General features: G+C 68.0%; 18 protein-coding genes. 8 read left to right on the plus strand and 10 right to left on the minus strand.

Annotated features, from left to right (window positions below; genetic code table 11):
• Window positions 1-9: 9 nt before the first annotated feature.
• The 3 genes from MKI84_RS04830 to MKI84_RS04840 are packed head-to-tail and all read right to left on the minus strand — an operon-like array spanning window position 10 to window position 3,047.
• Window positions 10-1,119 carry a type 2 periplasmic-binding domain-containing protein gene (locus tag MKI84_RS04830; RefSeq protein WP_241616971.1) on the minus strand — a complete coding sequence of 370 codons (1,110 nt, stop codon included), beginning with the start codon at window positions 1,117-1,119 and terminating at the stop codon, window positions 10-12.
• A gap of 48 nt (window positions 1,120-1,167) precedes the next feature.
• Window positions 1,168-2,505, minus strand: coding sequence for a TRAP transporter large permease (locus MKI84_RS04835; RefSeq protein WP_241616973.1), 1,338 nt, complete (start codon window positions 2,503-2,505; stop codon window positions 1,168-1,170).
• On the minus strand, window positions 2,502-3,047 hold the full coding sequence (locus tag MKI84_RS04840; protein ID WP_241617563.1) for a TRAP transporter small permease subunit: 546 nt from the start codon (window positions 3,045-3,047) through the stop codon (window positions 2,502-2,504). Before MKI84_RS04840 ends, MKI84_RS04835 begins: the two co-directional genes overlap by 4 nt.
• A gap of 458 nt (window positions 3,048-3,505) precedes the next feature.
• On the opposite strand from MKI84_RS04840, the gene MKI84_RS04845 reads away from it, so the two are divergent.
• The 5 genes from MKI84_RS04845 to MKI84_RS04865 all read left to right on the plus strand — a co-directional run bounded on the left by MKI84_RS04845 (window position 3,506) and on the right by MKI84_RS04865 (window position 7,386).
• Entirely contained in the window at window positions 3,506-4,285 is a 780-nt protein-coding gene (locus tag MKI84_RS04845; protein WP_241616975.1) for a DeoR/GlpR family DNA-binding transcription regulator, read from the plus strand.
• 165 nt (window positions 4,286-4,450) lie between these two features.
• Window positions 4,451-4,843, plus strand: a complete 393-nt coding sequence (locus MKI84_RS04850; RefSeq protein ID WP_241616977.1) for a DUF2934 domain-containing protein — start codon at window positions 4,451-4,453, stop codon at window positions 4,841-4,843.
• A 70-nt stretch (window positions 4,844-4,913) separates the two neighbouring features.
• Window positions 4,914-6,056, plus strand: coding sequence for an acyl-CoA dehydrogenase family protein (locus tag MKI84_RS04855; RefSeq protein ID WP_241616979.1), 1,143 nt, complete (start codon window positions 4,914-4,916; stop codon window positions 6,054-6,056).
• A complete protein-coding gene (locus tag MKI84_RS04860) occupies window positions 6,056-6,796 on the plus strand; it encodes a PIG-L deacetylase family protein (RefSeq protein WP_241616981.1) in 741 nt (246 codons plus the stop codon). The genes MKI84_RS04855 and MKI84_RS04860 overlap by 1 nt, the downstream gene beginning before the upstream one ends.
• Window positions 6,793-7,386, plus strand: coding sequence for a class I SAM-dependent DNA methyltransferase (locus MKI84_RS04865; RefSeq protein WP_241616983.1), 594 nt, complete (start codon window positions 6,793-6,795; stop codon window positions 7,384-7,386). The genes MKI84_RS04860 and MKI84_RS04865 overlap by 4 nt, the downstream gene beginning before the upstream one ends.
• Here MKI84_RS04865 and MKI84_RS04870 read toward each other — a convergent pair.
• A complete protein-coding gene (locus tag MKI84_RS04870) occupies window positions 7,295-8,569 on the minus strand; it encodes a glycosyltransferase family 2 protein (RefSeq protein ID WP_241616986.1) in 1,275 nt (424 codons plus the stop codon). The two genes, MKI84_RS04865 and MKI84_RS04870, sit on opposite strands and share 92 nt — an antisense overlap.
• A gap of 32 nt (window positions 8,570-8,601) precedes the next feature.
• The gene (locus MKI84_RS04875) at window positions 8,602-8,859 is read right to left on the minus strand and encodes a SemiSWEET family sugar transporter (protein WP_241616989.1); all 258 of its coding nucleotides are present in this window, start codon (window positions 8,857-8,859) and stop codon (window positions 8,602-8,604) included.
• Window positions 8,860-9,041: 182 nt separating this feature from the next.
• On the opposite strand from MKI84_RS04875, the gene katE reads away from it, so the two are divergent.
• Both katE and MKI84_RS04885 read left to right on the plus strand, forming a co-directional pair.
• The gene (katE, locus tag MKI84_RS04880; protein ID WP_241616991.1) at window positions 9,042-11,144 is read left to right on the plus strand and encodes a catalase; all 2,103 of its coding nucleotides are present in this window, start codon (window positions 9,042-9,044) and stop codon (window positions 11,142-11,144) included.
• Between the two features lie 11 nt (window positions 11,145-11,155).
• Complete coding sequence (locus tag MKI84_RS04885; RefSeq protein WP_241616993.1) at window positions 11,156-11,764, plus strand: cysteine hydrolase family protein; 609 nt, start codon at window positions 11,156-11,158, stop codon at window positions 11,762-11,764.
• Between the two features lie 167 nt (window positions 11,765-11,931).
• On the opposite strand, the gene MKI84_RS04890 is transcribed toward MKI84_RS04885, so the two are convergent.
• Window positions 11,932-12,366, minus strand: a complete 435-nt coding sequence (locus MKI84_RS04890; RefSeq protein WP_241617565.1) for a CBS domain-containing protein — start codon at window positions 12,364-12,366, stop codon at window positions 11,932-11,934.
• A gap of 145 nt (window positions 12,367-12,511) precedes the next feature.
• Window positions 12,512-13,537 carry a DNA topoisomerase IB gene (locus tag MKI84_RS04895; RefSeq protein WP_241616995.1) on the minus strand — a complete coding sequence of 342 codons (1,026 nt, stop codon included), beginning with the start codon at window positions 13,535-13,537 and terminating at the stop codon, window positions 12,512-12,514.
• 106 nt (window positions 13,538-13,643) lie between these two features.
• On the opposite strand from MKI84_RS04895, the gene MKI84_RS04900 reads away from it, so the two are divergent.
• Window positions 13,644-13,931 carry a DUF2934 domain-containing protein gene (locus MKI84_RS04900; protein WP_241616996.1) on the plus strand — a complete coding sequence of 96 codons (288 nt, stop codon included), beginning with the start codon at window positions 13,644-13,646 and terminating at the stop codon, window positions 13,929-13,931.
• A gap of 18 nt (window positions 13,932-13,949) precedes the next feature.
• On the opposite strand, the gene MKI84_RS04905 is transcribed toward MKI84_RS04900, so the two are convergent.
• Genes MKI84_RS04905 through MKI84_RS04915 form a run of 3 tightly spaced genes read right to left on the minus strand, consistent with a single transcriptional unit; the run spans window position 13,950 to window position 16,038 of the window.
• Window positions 13,950-15,035 carry a c-type cytochrome gene (locus MKI84_RS04905; RefSeq protein WP_241616999.1) on the minus strand — a complete coding sequence of 362 codons (1,086 nt, stop codon included), beginning with the start codon at window positions 15,033-15,035 and terminating at the stop codon, window positions 13,950-13,952.
• The gene (locus tag MKI84_RS04910) at window positions 15,032-15,673 is read right to left on the minus strand and encodes a cytochrome c oxidase assembly protein (protein ID WP_241617004.1); all 642 of its coding nucleotides are present in this window, start codon (window positions 15,671-15,673) and stop codon (window positions 15,032-15,034) included. Before MKI84_RS04910 ends, MKI84_RS04905 begins: the two co-directional genes overlap by 4 nt.
• A complete protein-coding gene (locus MKI84_RS04915; RefSeq protein WP_241617006.1) occupies window positions 15,670-16,038 on the minus strand; it encodes a hypothetical protein in 369 nt (122 codons plus the stop codon). Before MKI84_RS04915 ends, MKI84_RS04910 begins: the two co-directional genes overlap by 4 nt.
• Between the last annotated feature and the right edge of the window lies 1 nt (window position 16,039).

Consider the following 16,039-nt stretch of genomic DNA (forward strand, 5'->3'; position numbering starts at 1 on the left):
ATGCGCGGCTCAGCGATAGGGGTAGCCGGCCTTCTGCATGGTCTCGTCGTACTTCTTGAAGGCTTCGACCACGCGGGCGGCACGCGGGCTGGCGGCGGCGGTCTCGTCCCAGAAGCCCTTGGAATCGGCGACCACCTTCGCCCATTCCTCGGGCGGAAGCTGGGTCAATTCCATCTTCTGGCCCTCGACGCGCAGCTTGGCCTCGCCGCCCCAGTACCAGACGTCGCGGTAATAATGCGACTGGTCGATGCTCATCAGGAACAGTTCCTTGAGGTGCGGCGGCACCTTGGCCCAGCTCGGCGAATTGGCGAAGTAGCTGCCGAACCACGCGCCGGTGACCGAGTTGGAGAGCGCGTAGTTGCACACATCCGCCCAGCCCACCTCATAGGCCTCGGTGAAGCCGCACCAGGCGACGCCGTCGAGCTCGCCGGTCTGCAGCGCGACTTCGACGTTGTCCCACGGGATCGTCACCGGCACGAGGCCGTACTTGGAGAGGAACTTGCCGGCGGTCGGCACCCCGAACACGCGCAGGCCGCTCATGTCGGCGAGGCTCTTGATCGGCTTGTTGACGGTGAAGATGTGCAGCGGGTCCCAGGCGCCGGTGGAGAGCCAGGTGACGTTCGGCACGTCGGCATAGGCCTCTTCCCAGATTTCCTTGAGGCCGTAATAGCGGAACAGCGCGGGCACATCGAGGCTGTAGCGGGTGGCGAAGGGGAAGTAGCCGCCAAACACCGCGATATCGACCGGGGAGGCCATGGTGGCCTCGTCCGACTGCACCGCGTCGAGCGTGCCGGACTGGAGGGCGCGGAACAGGTCCGAGGTCGGGACGAGCTGGTCGGCGTAGTAGAGTTCGATCACCATCTCGCCATTGGCGGCGGCGTTGAAGGCGTCGATCTGCGGCTTGATGACATGGGCGCCGAGCGGGGCGCCGGAATAGGTCTGCAGGCGCCACTTGATCGGGCCGGTCTGCGCGAGGACCGCCGGGGCGGCCAGCGTGGTGCTCGCCAGCGCCGCGCCCGCGCCCAGACCCGCCTTGCTGAGGAAGTTGCGGCGGGTGGCGAGGATCTTGTCCGCGGCGGGATCCAGCTTTTTCGGAACCGGCTTCTTGGTATCGGTCATTGGTCTCTCCTCTGGTTTTTATGGAAAGGTCGGGAAAGCGGATGCACGTCAGCCCTTGACGTTCATGTGGGCCGGCAGCCAGAGCGCGATCTGCGGGAAGACCATCAGTATGATGATGGTGAAAAACATGATCGCGGCGAAGGGCCAGATCGACTTGTAGATGTCGATCAGCGTGATTTCCTTCGGCGCCAGCGAGCGCATCAGGAACAGGTTGTAGCCGAAGGGTGGGGTTATATAGGCGATCTGGCAGGTAATCGTGTACAGGATGCCGTACCAGATGAGCTGGTGGTCGAAGCCCAGATCGAGCGCCTTCACCAGCGGGATGTAGAGCGGCGCGACGATGACCAGCATCGCGGTGTCGTCGAGGAACATCCCCATCACCAGGAAGCTGAGCTGCATCATGATGATGATGGTCCAGGGATTGAGGTCCCACTGTTTCACGAACAGGAACTCGATCGCCTTCACCGCGCCCAGCCCGTCGAACACGGTGCCGAAGGCCAGCGCCGCGAGGATCAGCCACATGAACATGCAGGACACGTTCAGCGTCTTCATCGAGGAATCGCGCACCACCGCCCAGCTGAACCGCCCCTTGGCGATGGCCGCCAGCGTGGCCGTGGTGGCGCCGACCGCCGAGCTTTCGACGAGGCTGGTGACGCCGAACACGAACAGGCCGGTCATGAAGAAGAAGATGGCGAAGGGAATGATGCCCGCCCGCGCCAGCGCCAGCTTCTCGCGCAGCGGCATGTTCAGCTCTTCGTCCGTCAGCGCGGGCGCGAGCTTCGGATTCAGCTTCACCCGGATGTAGATGTAGAGAATGAACAGCGCGGCCATGAGCAGGCCGGGAAACACGCCGGCGAACCACAGCTTGGAGACCGGCTGGCGCGCGATCATGCCGTAGAGCACCAGCACGACCGACGGCGGAATGAGGATACCGAGCGAGGAGCCGCCCTGCACCACGCCGGAGATCAGCACCTTGTCGTAGCCGCGGCGGATCATCTCCGGCAGGGCGATGGTAGCGCCGATTGCCATGCCGGCGACCGAAAGGCCGTTCATCGCCGAGATGATGACCATCAGGAAGATGGTGCCGATGGCGAGGCCGCCGGTGAAGCGCCCGAACCAGACATGCAGCGCGCGGTACAAATCCTCCGCGATCCCGGATTCCGCCAGGATGTAGCCCATGTAGATGAACATGGGCAGGGTCAGCATGGCGTACCAGTTGAAGAGCTTGAACACCTGGTTGAACGGCAGGTCCATGGCGCCGGGGCCATAGAGCAGCAGCGCGGCGGCCGAGGCGACAAAGCCGATGGCGGCGAAGACGAGCTGCCCGCTGATGAGCGCCACCACCATGGAGGCGAACATCAGCAGCGCGATCATTTCATAGCTCATGCCAGCGTCTCCCCGCGCAGCGTGGCGATGTGCTTGAACACGAGCGAGAAGGCCTGAAGCAGCATCAGTACGAGGCAGACCATCAGCAACGCCTTGATCGGGATCACCGAGGGGTTCCAGATCGAGAAGCGCTTCTCATTGGTGGCGATGGCGTATTGCAGGCTGGAGATCGACCCGGCAAGCATGACCCCGAGATAGAAGATCAGGCACCAGACCGTCGCGAGGTCGACCTTCGCCTTCCCCCGAACCGACAGCGTCGAGTACCAGAGGTCCATGCGCACATGCTCGTTGTTGCGCAGGGTGAACGGCCCGCCCATGAAATAATAGGCGGCGAGGGTGAACTGGGTCAGCTCCACCGCCCAGTGCACCGGCATCTTGAGCAGGTTGCGGGTGACCGCATCGAACATCAGCACGCCGCCCATCATGAAGATGAGCGAGGCGGCGAGGTAACCGACATAGTCCGATATCCGGTCGATGATGCGCACATAGCAGGCAATCCAGCTCCAGGCGCCGGATCGTCCGGGTTCCGCCGTTTCATCCACGTTCAAGCCCTTGCTCCCTGTCCTGCAGCCTGCCGCCCGCCGCGCGCGGCCGCTCCATCCCGGTGCCGCCCCGCCCGCGCCTGCATGGCATTTGAGCCTGCCGAATTTGTTCGCACGGCAGGCACTTTACCGAACCTCAAACGAAAGAGAAGCCCGTTTTTTGACAAATTTGACCATATGAACGGCACAATGACCGTTAGAAATACGAAACGGGCAAATTTCATCGGACAATATTGCCCGAACGGGCATTTCGTGGCAAAAGTGCCGCTGTCATGCCCCGCTCGCTGTCCGATCGTGCAAGCGGCATGCCGGCTGGCCGCCGGGCTTGGCCGTCTGCGCCGAAAGGAGTAGGCGGACGGGCTCAGCGCCGGGTTCCGCCTGATGATGGACGGCGTGAGACTATTGACTTAACCGGACCGGTCCGGGCCTCCGGCCTCCCGGTCCAGCGAGGACGATGCGTGGCCCCCAGCTCGCGACATGACGAGATCGTCGCCCTGCTCGCCCGCTCCGGCGAGCTGAGCGTGGACGCCATTGCCGAGCGGCTCGGCGTCTCGCGCGAGACCGTGCGGCGCGACCTTGCCCGCCTCGATGCCGCCGGCCGGGTCAAGCGGCACCACGGCGGCGCCCGCGCGCTGGCTCAGCCGGGCGCGACGCTGGAGACCGAATGGCCGTTCGCGCAGCGCATGGCGCAGAATGCGGCGGCCAAGCGCGCCATTGCGGTCGCGGCCAGCCGGCGATTCCAGCCCGAGGATTCGCTGTTCATCGACACCGGCAGCACCACCATCGCCTTCGCCGAGGCGCTGACATCGCGCCATTCGCTGGTGATCGTCACCAATGCCCCGCGCATCGCCGCGACGCTGGCGGGCGACCACACCCACAAGGTGTTCCTCATCGGCGGCGCCTATGGGGTGGATGCCGGCGAGAGCCTCGGCCCGCTGGCGCTGGAGCAGATCGCCAAGTTCCGCGTGCGGCACGCGGTGCTGACCGTCGGCGCCATCGACCAGGCGAGCGTGATGGATTTCGACCTCCAGGAGGCCGAAGTCGCCAAGGCGATGATCGAGCGCGCCGATTTCGTCACCGTGCTGGCCGACCATTCCAAGTTCGACCGCCGCGCCGTGTTCGAGGTCGCGCCGCTGTCGCGCGTCCACACGCTGGTCACCGACCTAGCCCCCGGCGAGACCATGGCGCGCGCGATCGCCGCCGCGGGCATCGATCTGGTGATCGCCGGCCCGGGCTGACGGCGGGCTGCGCCCAAAATGCCGCCCGGTGCGCGGTGTCGCATTCGGGGAGGCGCGGCATCCGGCTGAGCGGAACGGGCCCGGTATCGCGCGGGCTGCGCACCGGGCCGGAGGAACCGTCCCAGCGTCGTCCGCGTTGCCCCGCGACAATCGTGGGAGCAGGTGATGGATCAGCGAGAACAGGAAATCCGCGAAAGGGCCTACCGGCTGTGGGAGCAGGAGGGCCGGCCGGACGGGCGCGCAGACCAGCATTGGCGCATGGCGCAGGCCGATGACGAGCCGGCCGCGGCGGGCGCAGCCTCATGGAGCCCGGTCGCGGCGGCGGAAGTGCCGCCGAGCGCGCCGGACGCGCTGGTCTCGCACGACCCCGTCGCCAGGGATCCGGCGGCCGTCATCGAGACCGACCTTGCCATCGAGCGCGGGGATCATGGTCCGGTGAGCGAAATCGACACCATCCGCCGCACGCTTGAGACCTCCGGCAGGCAGGCGGACGGCGCGTCCCCTCTTGGCGCGGCGCAGAGCGCGCTGGGCGGCAATGCCGGCCGACGCGATGACTGAGGCGGCACCCGGCGTCACGACCAAGCGGGCCACTGTCCCGAAGACGATGCCCGGCAGGCAAAGGCGCGGCATGACGGCAGCGATCGCGGCGGACCTGTCCCCGCGACGGTTGCCACCGTCGACCGACCGCTTCGTCGATGCGATACGGAGCCTCTCGCAGTCCATCGGCGCCAATGCCTCCGCCCTCGATCATGACGGTGCCTTTCCGGCGGACGAGGTCGCACGGCTGGCCACCATCGGGGCGCTGACCGCGCCGTTTCCGCTCGATCAGGGCGGGCTGGGCATGACCCGTGGCCCGTTGCTGCGGGAGACGCTCAGTGCGATCGGCCATGGCAGTCTGGTGCTCGGCCGGTTGTTTGAGGGCCATGTCAACGCCATCGCCCTGATCGAGCGCTATGGCACCGCAAGCCAGCTGGCGCGAGCCGCCCGCGACGCCGGCAAGGGCCGGCTGTTCGGAGTCTGGAACACCGAAGCCCCGCCCGGGCTGCGGTTGCTGCGCGGTGCCGATGGCTGGAGGCTGGAGGGAGGCAAGACCTTCGCCTCCGGTGCCGGCTTCGTCGCGCGCCCGCTGGTCACCGCAATGGACGGCGAGCGGCAGTTCATGGTGCTGCCGCGCCTTGAGCCGGAGGATCAGCGCCGGGCTGACCTTTCCAGCTGGCAGGCGCACGGCATGCGGGCCTCCGCTACCGGGAGCTTCGACTTTAGTGGCCTCGCCGTGGACCAGGACGACCTGATCGGTGACGCCGGCGACTACCACCGCCAGCCCGCCTTTTCCGCTGGGGCATGGCGTTTCGCGGCCGTTCAGCTCGGCGGCATCGAGCGGATCGTGGATGAGTTGCGCGGGCATCTGGCGAAAACCGGCAGGGGCGCCGATCCGCACCAGAGGGCCCGCGTCGGGGCGGCGGTGATCGCGGCGCAGTCCGCCCGGCTCTGGGTCGAGCGGGCCTGCGAGATCGCGGAGGAGGATGGCGAGCCCGAGCGGGGTATCGCCTATGTGAACCTGACCCGCCTCGCCGTGGAGCGCGCCGGGCTCGACGTGCTCGAACTCGCCCAGCGTTCCATCGGCCTCGCCGGATTCCACCGCGCGCACCCGATCGAGCAGCTCTATCGCGACCTCGCGACCTATCTGCGCCAGCCGGCGCCGGACCGGGCGCTCGATGAAGCGGCCGGGCATGTGCTCGCGCAAGACGCGCCGCTGGGAGAACTCTGGTGATGATCCGCGTCGCCGACGCCCTGCACGCCATGGAGCACCTGCCGCTTGTCCGCTTCGACCAGATCGGCATGCGCGGTCTCGTGGTGGTGGCGCCTCACCCTGACGATGAAAGCCTGGGCTGCGCCGGGCTGCTGGCCAGCGCGCGCGCGGCGGCGATAGAGACGCGGGTCGTGTTCGTCAGCGATGGCGCGGCCTCGCATCCCCGCTCCCGCATCTTCCCGCGCGACCGGCTGCGCGCGCTTCGCGAGCGCGAGGCGCTGACCGCGCTGGCGCGGATCGGCATCCAGCCGGACGCTGCCCGCTTCCTGCGCCTGCCGGATGCGGCGGTTCCGGAGACGGGGCCGGCGGCGGACGCGGCCATTGCCGCTCTTGTCGACGCACTCGATGCCTGTCACGCCTCGCATATGGCGGTGACCTGGCGCCATGATCCGCATTGCGACCATCGCGCCAGTTTCGCGCTCGCCGCCGCCGCTTGCCGCGAGCGTCCGGAGGTCCGCCTGCTGGCCTACCCGATATGGGGATTCGAACTGCCGCCTCAGGAGGTCATCGACGATGGGCGTCCCGACGGTTTTCGGCTCGACATTGCCGCGCACCTTCCCGCCAAGCGCGCGGCCATCGCGGCGCACGCCTCCCAGGTCACCCGGCTGATCGATGACGATCCGCAGGGCTTCGTGCTGAGCGCCGAACAGCTGGCGCGGTTCGATCGGCCCTTTGAAATCTTCCTGGACGTGCAGCCATGACGCAGCGCGCGAACAACAGCCTGCCCCCGACCTATTTCGACGCGCTGTACGCCGCCGATGCCGACCCCTGGCGGTTCGAGACCAGCGCGTATGAGCGGGCGAAGTATGAGGCGACGCTCGCGGCCCTGCCAATGCCCCGCAGCACCAGCGCGCTGGAGATAGGCTGCTCCATCGGCGTGCTGACGGCGCGGCTGGCGCCGCGCTGCGACCGGCTGCGGGCGGTGGACGTGTCCAGCCGGGCGCTCGACATCGCCCGGCGCCGGTGCGGGGAACTGCCCCAGGTGTCTTTCGAGGAGGTTCGCGTTCCGCAGCAATGGCCGGACGGGACATTCGACCTCATCCTGCTGTCCGAGGTGCTTTATTATCTCGACAGGGACGATCTTGCCCGGCTCGCCGCCCAGGTCAGCGGCGCGCTGCAACCCGGCGGGGCGGTGATGATGGTGCACTGGCTGGGGGAGACCGACTATCCGCTGTCCGGCGATGCCGCCGTGGAGCATTTCATGCGTGAGCTGACACGGCAGCGAAGCGCGCGGGTCGTTCGCCGGAGTCGCGAGGCCGAGTATCGGCTCGATTGCCTGGTTCTGGGGTAAGGGCCGCCTGATCGAACGCGCGCAACATCCGCCGCGCGGCGCGTGCATGTTCCAGCATCGCGCTTGGCGGCAGCGCCTGGCGCACAAGCTGCGGGCTTAACGCCTCGATACGCTGCCAGAAGGCGCCGAAGCACGGCTCCACCTCATCCGCGACACAGGGCGACAGGCCGAGAGGCAGGCTCCAGTGCGGCCGGCTGCCCTCCGGGCGGCCGAGCGTTCCCAGCCGGTGCCAGTGCCGCAGCCGGGCGCGCCAGAGGAAACGGTGCAAGGCGTGCGGCAGTGCCTCCAGCCGGTCGTCGCCCGGCAGGTCCGGCTCCTGCGCCCGCCGGCGCAGCGCCTCGGCGACGCCTCCCGGCGCGCGGCCGGTGAGGCGGGCGGAGGTGGTGACAATGAGCGCGGGATCGTGGCGGATCGCGATATCATGGCGATGGAGCGTCTCGGCCAGCGCGCGATCCTCGCTGCTCGCCACCATCGGCAACCCGCCAATGGCGCGGTAAGCGGCAAGGGACAGCGCGTAACTGGCGCCGGAGGCGGTCCAGTGGTTCGGCCATGGATCGTGAGGCAGCGGATCGATGAGGGCCTGCAGGCGCAGCAATGCCGCCTCATAACCGCTCTCCAGTCGCCCGCGCTGCTTCAGCGCCGGGCTCAGAAGTCGCATTTCGCGGGGTTCAAGGCGCACGCGCCCCGCCACCGCGCCGCAGCCCGCCTCGATCGCCGCGAGGCTTCGGGCCACCCAGTCGGGCGGGACGCGGCTATCGGCATCGGTCGTCAGCAGAACGCCGCTGTCGGGCGAGCGGCGTTCCAGCCAGCGGGCACCAAGCTCAAGCGCCACGCCACGCGCGAAGCCGACATTGGCCAGAGGCGGCGCCAGCCGGGTCTCGACGATGAGCGCCGGAAGTTCAGTCCCGCGCAGAGCGCTTTCCGCCAGCGCGGCTTTAGCGAGGCGGACGGTATCGTCCGTGCAATTATTGGCCAGCAGCACCAGGCCGATGCTTCCCGCCGGCAAGGGCTGCCCCGCCAGCGTGCGCTGACGGCTCAAGGCCCGGAGGCAGGCCGCGATGCGTTCCGCCTCGTTGCGCATCGGAATGGCGACCACGCAGCTCGGCGCGCCGCCGAACGAGGCGGGCAGCCGGCCGATATGGGTCTCGACCATCCGTTCGCGTGCCAGACGACAGTTCGGCATGTCCGCTTTCCGATTTGAAGCGCCGGATCCGCTCATGCGGACGGCGCGCGCAGCTTGAGAACGATGAGGGTCGCGAGCAGCGCCGAGCTTGCGCTGTTGGCGAGGAGGACCACGATGTCGGCCCTCAGCACCCCGTACAGCACCCACAGCAGAAGCCCGGCGAGCAGGAGACAGAGCATCGTCAGCGAAAGATCCCCGGTCTGGCCGGTTCGCCATGCCTTGGTGAGTTGCGGCAGATAGGACATCGTCGTGAGCACCGATGCCACAACGCCGATCAGGGTTGTCAGCACAGCGTTCCCTCGACACGTCAGCCAGCCGTTTCATCAACCGTGAGCAGGGCGTTTCAGTTCCTTGCCGATGCGTCGCGGCGCAATCGAGCTTCGCGCCGACCCGACGAAACGATTGTCGGCCGGGCGGGTTAAGCCATCGACTGCCGGCCGAACACCGCCGGCCTGCGAGGGAGCGCACGCAGATGGCACGGACCACCAAACACAAGAGCTCGACCGCCGCGATCCACGATCAGACCCTGCATCGCGGCGCGGGCGGCGAACTTCACCAGATTGCGGAAGGCGATACGCCGGTGATGACCACGGCACAGGGCGGGCCGGTTTCGGACGACCAGAACACGCTGAAGGCGGGCGCCCGCGGGCCCAGCCTGATCGAGGATTTCCACTTCCGCGAGAAGATCTTCCATTTCGACCATGAGCGCATTCCCGAGCGCGTGGTCCATGCGCGCGGCTATGGCGCGCACGGCTATTTCGAGACCTATGAATCGCTCGCCAAATACACCCGCGCCGACCTGTTCCAGCGCGCCGGGGAGAAGACGCCGGCTTTCGTGCGCTTTTCCACCGTGGCCGGCTCCAAGGGCTCGTTCGACCTTGCCCGCGACGTGCGCGGCTTTGCGGTGAAGATCTACACCAAGGAAGGCAACTGGGACCTCGTGGGCAACAATATCCCGGTGTTCTTCATCCAGGACGCCATCAAGTTTCCCGACCTTATCCACTCGGTGAAGCCGGAACCTGACCGGGCCTTCCCGCAGGCTCAATCGGCGCATGACAATTTCTGGGATTTCATCTCGCTGACCCCGGAATCGATGCACATGATCATGTGGGTCATGTCGGACCGGGCGATCCCGCGCTCCTTCCGCTTCATGGAGGGTTTCGGCGTCCACACCTTCCGCTTCCTGAACGCCAAGGATGAATCCACCTTCGTGAAGTTCATCTGGAAGCCGAAGCTCGGCCTGCAATCGGTGGTGTGGAACGAGGCGGTGAAGATCAACGGCGCCGACCCGGACTTCCATCGCCGCGACCTGTGGGACGCCATCCAGTCCGGCAATTTCCCGGAATGGGAATTGTGCGTGCAACTGTTCGACCAGGACTTCGCCGACAGCTTCGATTTTGACGTGCTCGACCCCACCAAGCTGATCCCCGAGGAGGTGATCAAGCCGGTGCCGGTCGGTCGGCTGGTGCTGGACCGCATGCCGGACAATTTCTTCGCGGAGACCGAGCAGGTCGCCTTCATGACGCAGAACGTGCCGCCGGGCATCGACTTCTCCAATGACCCGCTGCTGCAGGGGCGCAACTTCTCCTATCTCGACACCCAGCTGAAGCGGCTCGGCAGCCCGAACTTCACCCACATCCCGATCAACGCGCCGAAATGCCCGTTCGCGCATTTCCAGCAGGACGGGCATATGGCGATGCGCAACCCGGTGGGGCGCACCAATTACCAGCCAAACTCGCGGGGGGAGGGGCCGCGCGAAGACCCGACGCGCGGCTTCCGTTCCTTCGCCGAGGAGATCGAGGCGCCGAAGGTGCGCCTGCGGGCGGAGAGCTTCGCCGACCACTACAGCCAGGCCCGGCAGTTCTTCAACAGCCAGACGGTGACGGAACAGACGCACATCGCCATGGCGCTGACCTTCGAGCTCAGCAAGGTCGAGGAGCCGGTGATCCGCGAGCGGATGGTGGCGCATCTGCTCAACATCGACGAGGCGCTGGGCGCGGCCGTGGCCGACAAGCTCGGTCTTGAGAAACTGCCGAAACCCGCCGATGCCGCGATTGCCCCGCGCGACGACCTGCCGGCATCGCCCGCGCTCAGCATCATCGAGAATGGCCCGATGAGCTTCGCCGGTCGCAAGCTGGGCGTGCTGGTGAGCGATGGCTGCGACGCGGCCCTGCTGAAGAAGCTTCAGGCCGCCATCGGGAAGGAAGGCGCGACGGTGGAGCTGGTTGCGCCGAAGGTGGGCGGCGTGACCGCCGCCGACGGCACCCGGCTCCCCGCCCACAACATGATCGACGGCGGTCCATCCGTGCTGTTCGACGCGGTGGCGCTGCTGCTGTCGCCCGAAGGCGCCGGGCAGCTTACCGGCGAGGCCGCGGCGCGTGACTTCGTGGCGGACGCCTTTGCCCATTGCAAGTTCATCGGGTTCACCGCGGAAGCGATGCCGCTGCTCGCCAAGGCGGGTGTCGAGGTCGACGAAGGCGTGATGCCGCTCGACGACGCGGGCGCGATTGCCGGTTTCGTCCAGAGCTGCCGGAAACTGAGGCTGTGGGCTCGGGAGCCGAGCGTGAAGAACTGAGGGAGCGCGCCATGGCCGCCCGAGGCCTCGTGCACGGACCGTTGGGCGCGAAGTCTCTTCATCTGTGCGTCGACATGCAGCGGCTGTTCGGGCCCGGCTATCCGTGGGCGGTGCCGTGGATGGAGAAGGTTCAGCCGGCGATCGAGGCGCTGTGCGCTCACCGCCCGTCGCGGACGTTGTTCACCCGGTTCATTCCGGCGGAACGGGCGGGCGAGGGGCACGGCAGCTGGGCGCGCTACTATCACCGCTGGGCGCGCGCCACGCTGGAGGAGATCGGCGCCGATGCCGTCCGGCTGGTGCCGGCGCTGGAACGCTTCGTGCCGCCGGCGCAGCAGCTGGACAAGACGACCTACTCACCCTGGACGGAAGGGCGGCTGGACCGATGGCTGGCGGCGGCCGAGGTCGACGCCATCGTGATCACCGGCGGCGAGACCGATGTCTGCGTGCTGGCGACCGCGCTCGGTGCCATCGACCGGGGCTATCGCGTCGTGCTGGTGGCCGATGCGCTGTGCAGTTCGTCGGACCAGACCCATGACGCGCTCATGGAGCTGTATCTCACCCGCTTCAGCGAGCAGATCGAAGTGGCGACGACCGATGACGTTCTGGAGCACTGGCGCTGACATCTGCACACCGCGCCGACCATGGACGGCGCCCCTTTGCGCGCGCCGCCGCGGAGGGGACGGCCTCCGGCGCTCGTGCGGGAGGCGATGGCACGCCTCCTCGCCCCGCCGCGCCTCTTGGCCGCCGTCGCCTCTTGGCCTGCCGCGCCTCTCGGCCGCCCGTCGCCTCACGCGCTCTGGCTGTGCTCGCCTCCGGGCCGGGAGATGCCGCTGAGGGCCTTGCCGGCGGAGCCGTTGGTGGTGACCAGCGCAATATCGCCCAGAGACAGGATGCCGACGAGCCGCTTGTCGCGGTCCACAACCGGAAGCCGGCGCAACTGCACGTCGCCCATATTGCGCGTCACCTCCTCGATCTCCTGATCATCGAAGCAGTATTTGACGTCCGAGGTCATCACTTCATGAACCTTGGTCTGCGGCCCCTTGCCCTCGCCGATGGCACGCAGGGCGATATCGCGGTCGGTGATCATGCCGACGAGACGGTTGTTATCGCCCACGGGCAGCGCCCCGGCGTCGAGGCCCGCCATCAGCTTGGCAGCCTGTTCGATGGTCTCATGCGCGTTGGCAACGCGCACGTCGCGGGTCATCGCATCACGTACCTGCATGTCGACATCCTTCATGTGAGTTTCAACGGAGCGGAGACGGCCGGCTTCATCGGCCATCAATGCCGGTAGGGCAACGAAGAGAGCGGCGCCGGGTTCCGGGAGCCTTGATGTCGATCGGCTTGCCCAAGCCCCGAACTCGCCGCCATCAGGCGGCGGAGGAGCATTTCGTGCTTCTCAGAAGGGATGACAGCCGCTGTGCGGGAGACCGGTGCGCGCCCATGCTGCCGAGGTCCCCGCGCTCGAACGCGGTGACGATGCTGTCATGGACATAGCTGCTGCGGCAGACGGCAAGGGTGTTGGCGAGTTCATCGGCGAGCGGGGCGACTGCTTCCCGGATCTGCCGGTTGCGCCCTCGCGCGCTGGCTTCGGGCGTGAGGCGTTCGAGGCGATGCAGCACGCCGAGCGAGGCGGTCAGCGTGCGGAAGTCCTTCAGCGAAATGGGCTGGCCGCTGATTTCCTTGAGGAAACCGTTCACCTCGGCGGTGCGCACCGGGTGGATCGTGCCCGTCGGGTCGCGATATTTGAAGAGCCGGCGTCCGGGCAGATCCTTGAGCCGCGCGAGCGCGCCGGCGAGGCGGGCATCCCGCACCTGCTTGCGTATGGCCTTGCCGCCCTTGCCGGTGAAGGCGAGGAGGATCGTGTCGTTCTCGATCCTCACATGGGACTTGAGCAGGGTGGTTGCTCCGCGCGTGCCGTTCTGCTCGGCATATTGCTCGCTGCCGGCCCGGATGGCGGTCGACGCCACCAGTTCCACCGCCGCCGCCAGCGCGAAGCGCCGGTCGCAGGCCGGACGGGCGAGAAGCCGCCGCACCGCGCGCCGGATCGTGGGCAGCGCTTCGGCAAGTGCCGACAGGCGCCGCGCCTTCAGCATCTCGCGTACCCGCGTCCAGTCGGGATGGTAGCGATACTGGAGGCGGCCGGCATCGTCCGTGCCGACGGCCTGAAGATGGGCCCTGGCATCGGCGGCCAGCCGCACATGACTATAGGCAGGAGGGACCGCGAGCGAGGCGAGGCGGGCGAGCGTTTCGGGATCGCGCACGCGCGCGCCCTCGCTGGTCTCATAGACGAAGCCCCGCCCGCGCCGCTTGCGGCAGAGGGTCAACTCGGCACGGCTGGCGATCCGCAGCCCGACACCGCGCGCCAGACGCCTGAGTTCCCTGCTGTCCGTCATCGGCTCCACTCCCTGCAGCGTGCCTCAACGCCGCCGTGCCGGCCTGCGTTCCCGCGAGGAACGGCAGCCTCGCCCCGGCGTTGTTTCGGCAACCAAGGAGGAAGCGATGAACCCTGACGAGACCGCCATCCGCGAACGCGCCTATCGCCTCTGGGAACAGGAGGGGCGGCCCGAAGGGCGCGCCGAGAGCCATTGGTCACAGGCCAAGGAGATGATTGCTATCGAAGAGGGATTGCCCGAGACGCTGAAGCCGGTGAAGGCACGGGGTGAGCCGGTCGAACCGATCGAGGCGCTCACCAATGCCGGCGAATTCCCGACCCTGACCGATGAGGGCGAGATGACGATACCCGGCAAGGCGGATGCGGGAGGGGTGCCCCCGAGGAAGGCCGGCTAGGTCGCGTGGCGGATCACATCACGGGTCGCGCCGGTCCGCCGCAGGGCGCTGGCGGGAATAGAATTCCGCCACGGCCTCTATGGCTTCCTCCGGGAGTCGGGACGCGATGGTGTGCATCACGCGCGCGGCCGGCAGGGGGGCGGTGCCTTCCTTCATGAGACGGAGCCGCGCGGCGATATAGCCGGCATCCTGCCCGGCGAGGACCGGGTAGGTGTCCCGCCGCCTGGCGGAATCGCCATGGCAGCTCTCGCAGGCGGGCACGTCGCTGGCGGGGATCCCGTGAAAAGCGATCCGGCTGCCGTCGCTGTCGTCCGGTTCGCTGTGTCGGCCGAGGCCGGGCCGGGAGGCGTAGTAGGCGGCGAGGCGTTGGAGTTCCGAGGCGGGGACGGCATTTGCCGCGAACTGCATGAAGCCGCTCGGCCGCAATCCTTTCGCGTAGGCGTCGAGCGTGGCGCGGAGATAGGCTTCGCTCTGTCCGCCGATGACCGGGAAGGCGCCGCCGGCGGAATTGCCGTCGAGGCCATGGCAGCGGGCGCAGCTTTCTAGCGGGTTGTTCCGGAGCGGCCGGTTTTCCGCGTGATCATCGCCGAAGGCGAGGCGACGATAGTCGTCGGCCGACATGTCCGGCAGGGCGCGCAGGAACGCGACCATGGCCCACACCTCATCGTCCCGCTCCGGCGCGATCCAGGCCGGCATGCCGGTATATTTGACCCCGTGCCTCACGATGCGCGCGAGCTGGCGCGGTGTCCATTTCGACGCCGCGCCGTCCAGCGCCGGAGGCACGGGGGTCATGACGGTGGCGAGGATGGGCGCGGGATGGCTCGGCGAGCCATGGCAGAACGCACAGGCGGTCTCGAAATGCCCGGCGGCGCGCCGGATATGGGCGGGGCTGTCGAGATCGGCCGGCGGAGGCGGCTCGAACAGCGCGTAGGTGCGGACCGAGTTCTGCATCACCGCGTGCAGCGCCCAGGCCGTGACGCGCCAATGGCCGGCGCTGGCGCCGATATTGACGAGGCCCGACCACGCGACCAGAAGGCCGAGCAGGCCGACTCCGGCAAGGAGATAAAGCAGGCGGCGGCCGGTGATGCGGAAGGACAGCTTCATGGCGACGCCTCCCTGGCCGGCGGCGCCAGCACCACCCGCGCCATCAGGCCGAGGCCGCCCACGAGATAGACCAGCCCGCCGGCCAGCAGCATGATGACGCCGCCAAGCTGCTGGTCGGCCACGGCCGAGGCCGGGTCGGCACCGCAGATCGGCACGCCGTTCTGGACATAGAGCGGCCGGTTGGCAAAGGCGATCAGCGCGCCGAGCAGCGTCATGTGCATGGAGGTGAGCAGCAGGCCGAGCGTGCCGAGCATCGCCCCCGCCGCCGCGCCGCCGGCCGCACGGCCGAGGCAGGACAGCCAGAGCAGCAGCCCGCCAACGAGGAAGCTCGCCTGTTCGGCCATGGTGACGAGGCCGCTCTGCCGGGCTGCGACATGCAGCAGCGGCAGGTGCCAGCCCCAGACGATGGCGAATTCCAGCATGGCGGCGAGCACCGGCGAGAACAGCCAGGGCAGATGCGCGGAAGGGTCGAGCCGTGTGCCGGAGAGGCCGATGGCGATCAGCGGCGCGGCGAGCGCGACCACGCTCATATGCATGACCATATGCGCGCTGAACGAGATGGCCGCGATGCCGGGCAGCGGCCCGCCCCACGCCAGCACCAGCACAACGAGACCGGCGATCAGGCAGGCCGCCTTCATCGCACGCACTCCGCGATGAACAGCGCCGGCATGGCGCCGAACAGCACCGCCACCGCACTCAGCGCGCAGAGCAGCAGCGTGGCGAAGCCGAGGAAATGCTGCTGGTCGTCTTCGGTCGGCTCATTATGCGGCGGCAGGTCGGAGCCGAAGCCCCAGTGCCGGTAGGCCTGCGCGCCGGCCGCCAGGATCAGGCCGAGCGCGAGCACGGTGCCGGCGGCGATGGACAGGCGCAATTCACCGAGCGCGCCGGGATATCTGGCGCAGATGATCGCCCCGGCGACATAGCAGAACAGGAAATGCAGCGCCCACACCGTGGGCGGGGTGATCAGGGTCCAGAGGTTCGGCGTTGCGCGGCGGAACAGCATG

The organism is Ancylobacter gelatini (assembly GCF_022601675.1).
GTDB classification, from domain to species: domain Bacteria; phylum Pseudomonadota; class Alphaproteobacteria; order Rhizobiales; family Xanthobacteraceae; genus Ancylobacter; species Ancylobacter gelatini.

Coding starts and splice junctions, on each gene's coding strand:
- MKI84_RS04850 (WP_241616977.1), top strand. CDS start 4,451: ATGGATCAGCGAGAACAGGAAATCCGCGAAAGGGCCTACCGGCTGTGG.
- MKI84_RS04865 (WP_241616983.1), top strand. CDS start 6,793: ATGACGCAGCGCGCGAACAACAGCCTGCCCCCGACCTATTTCGACGCG.
- MKI84_RS04870 (WP_241616986.1), bottom strand. CDS start 8,569: ATGCCGAACTGTCGTCTGGCACGCGAACGGATGGTCGAGACCCATATC.
- MKI84_RS04900 (WP_241616996.1), top strand. CDS start 13,644: ATGAACCCTGACGAGACCGCCATCCGCGAACGCGCCTATCGCCTCTGG.
- MKI84_RS04860 (WP_241616981.1), top strand. CDS start 6,056: ATGATCCGCGTCGCCGACGCCCTGCACGCCATGGAGCACCTGCCGCTT.
- MKI84_RS04905 (WP_241616999.1), bottom strand. CDS start 15,035: ATGAAGCTGTCCTTCCGCATCACCGGCCGCCGCCTGCTTTATCTCCTT.
- katE (WP_241616991.1), top strand. CDS start 9,042: ATGGCACGGACCACCAAACACAAGAGCTCGACCGCCGCGATCCACGAT.
- MKI84_RS04895 (WP_241616995.1), bottom strand. CDS start 13,537: ATGACGGACAGCAGGGAACTCAGGCGTCTGGCGCGCGGTGTCGGGCTG.
- MKI84_RS04855 (WP_241616979.1), top strand. CDS start 4,914: ATGACGGCAGCGATCGCGGCGGACCTGTCCCCGCGACGGTTGCCACCG.
- MKI84_RS04915 (WP_241617006.1), bottom strand. CDS start 16,038: ATGCTGTTCCGCCGCGCAACGCCGAACCTCTGGACCCTGATCACCCCG.
- MKI84_RS04885 (WP_241616993.1), top strand. CDS start 11,156: ATGGCCGCCCGAGGCCTCGTGCACGGACCGTTGGGCGCGAAGTCTCTT.
- MKI84_RS04890 (WP_241617565.1), bottom strand. CDS start 12,366: ATGCAGGTACGTGATGCGATGACCCGCGACGTGCGCGTTGCCAACGCG.
- MKI84_RS04830 (WP_241616971.1), bottom strand. CDS start 1,119: ATGACCGATACCAAGAAGCCGGTTCCGAAAAAGCTGGATCCCGCCGCG.
- MKI84_RS04910 (WP_241617004.1), bottom strand. CDS start 15,673: ATGAAGGCGGCCTGCCTGATCGCCGGTCTCGTTGTGCTGGTGCTGGCG.
- MKI84_RS04835 (WP_241616973.1), bottom strand. CDS start 2,505: ATGAGCTATGAAATGATCGCGCTGCTGATGTTCGCCTCCATGGTGGTG.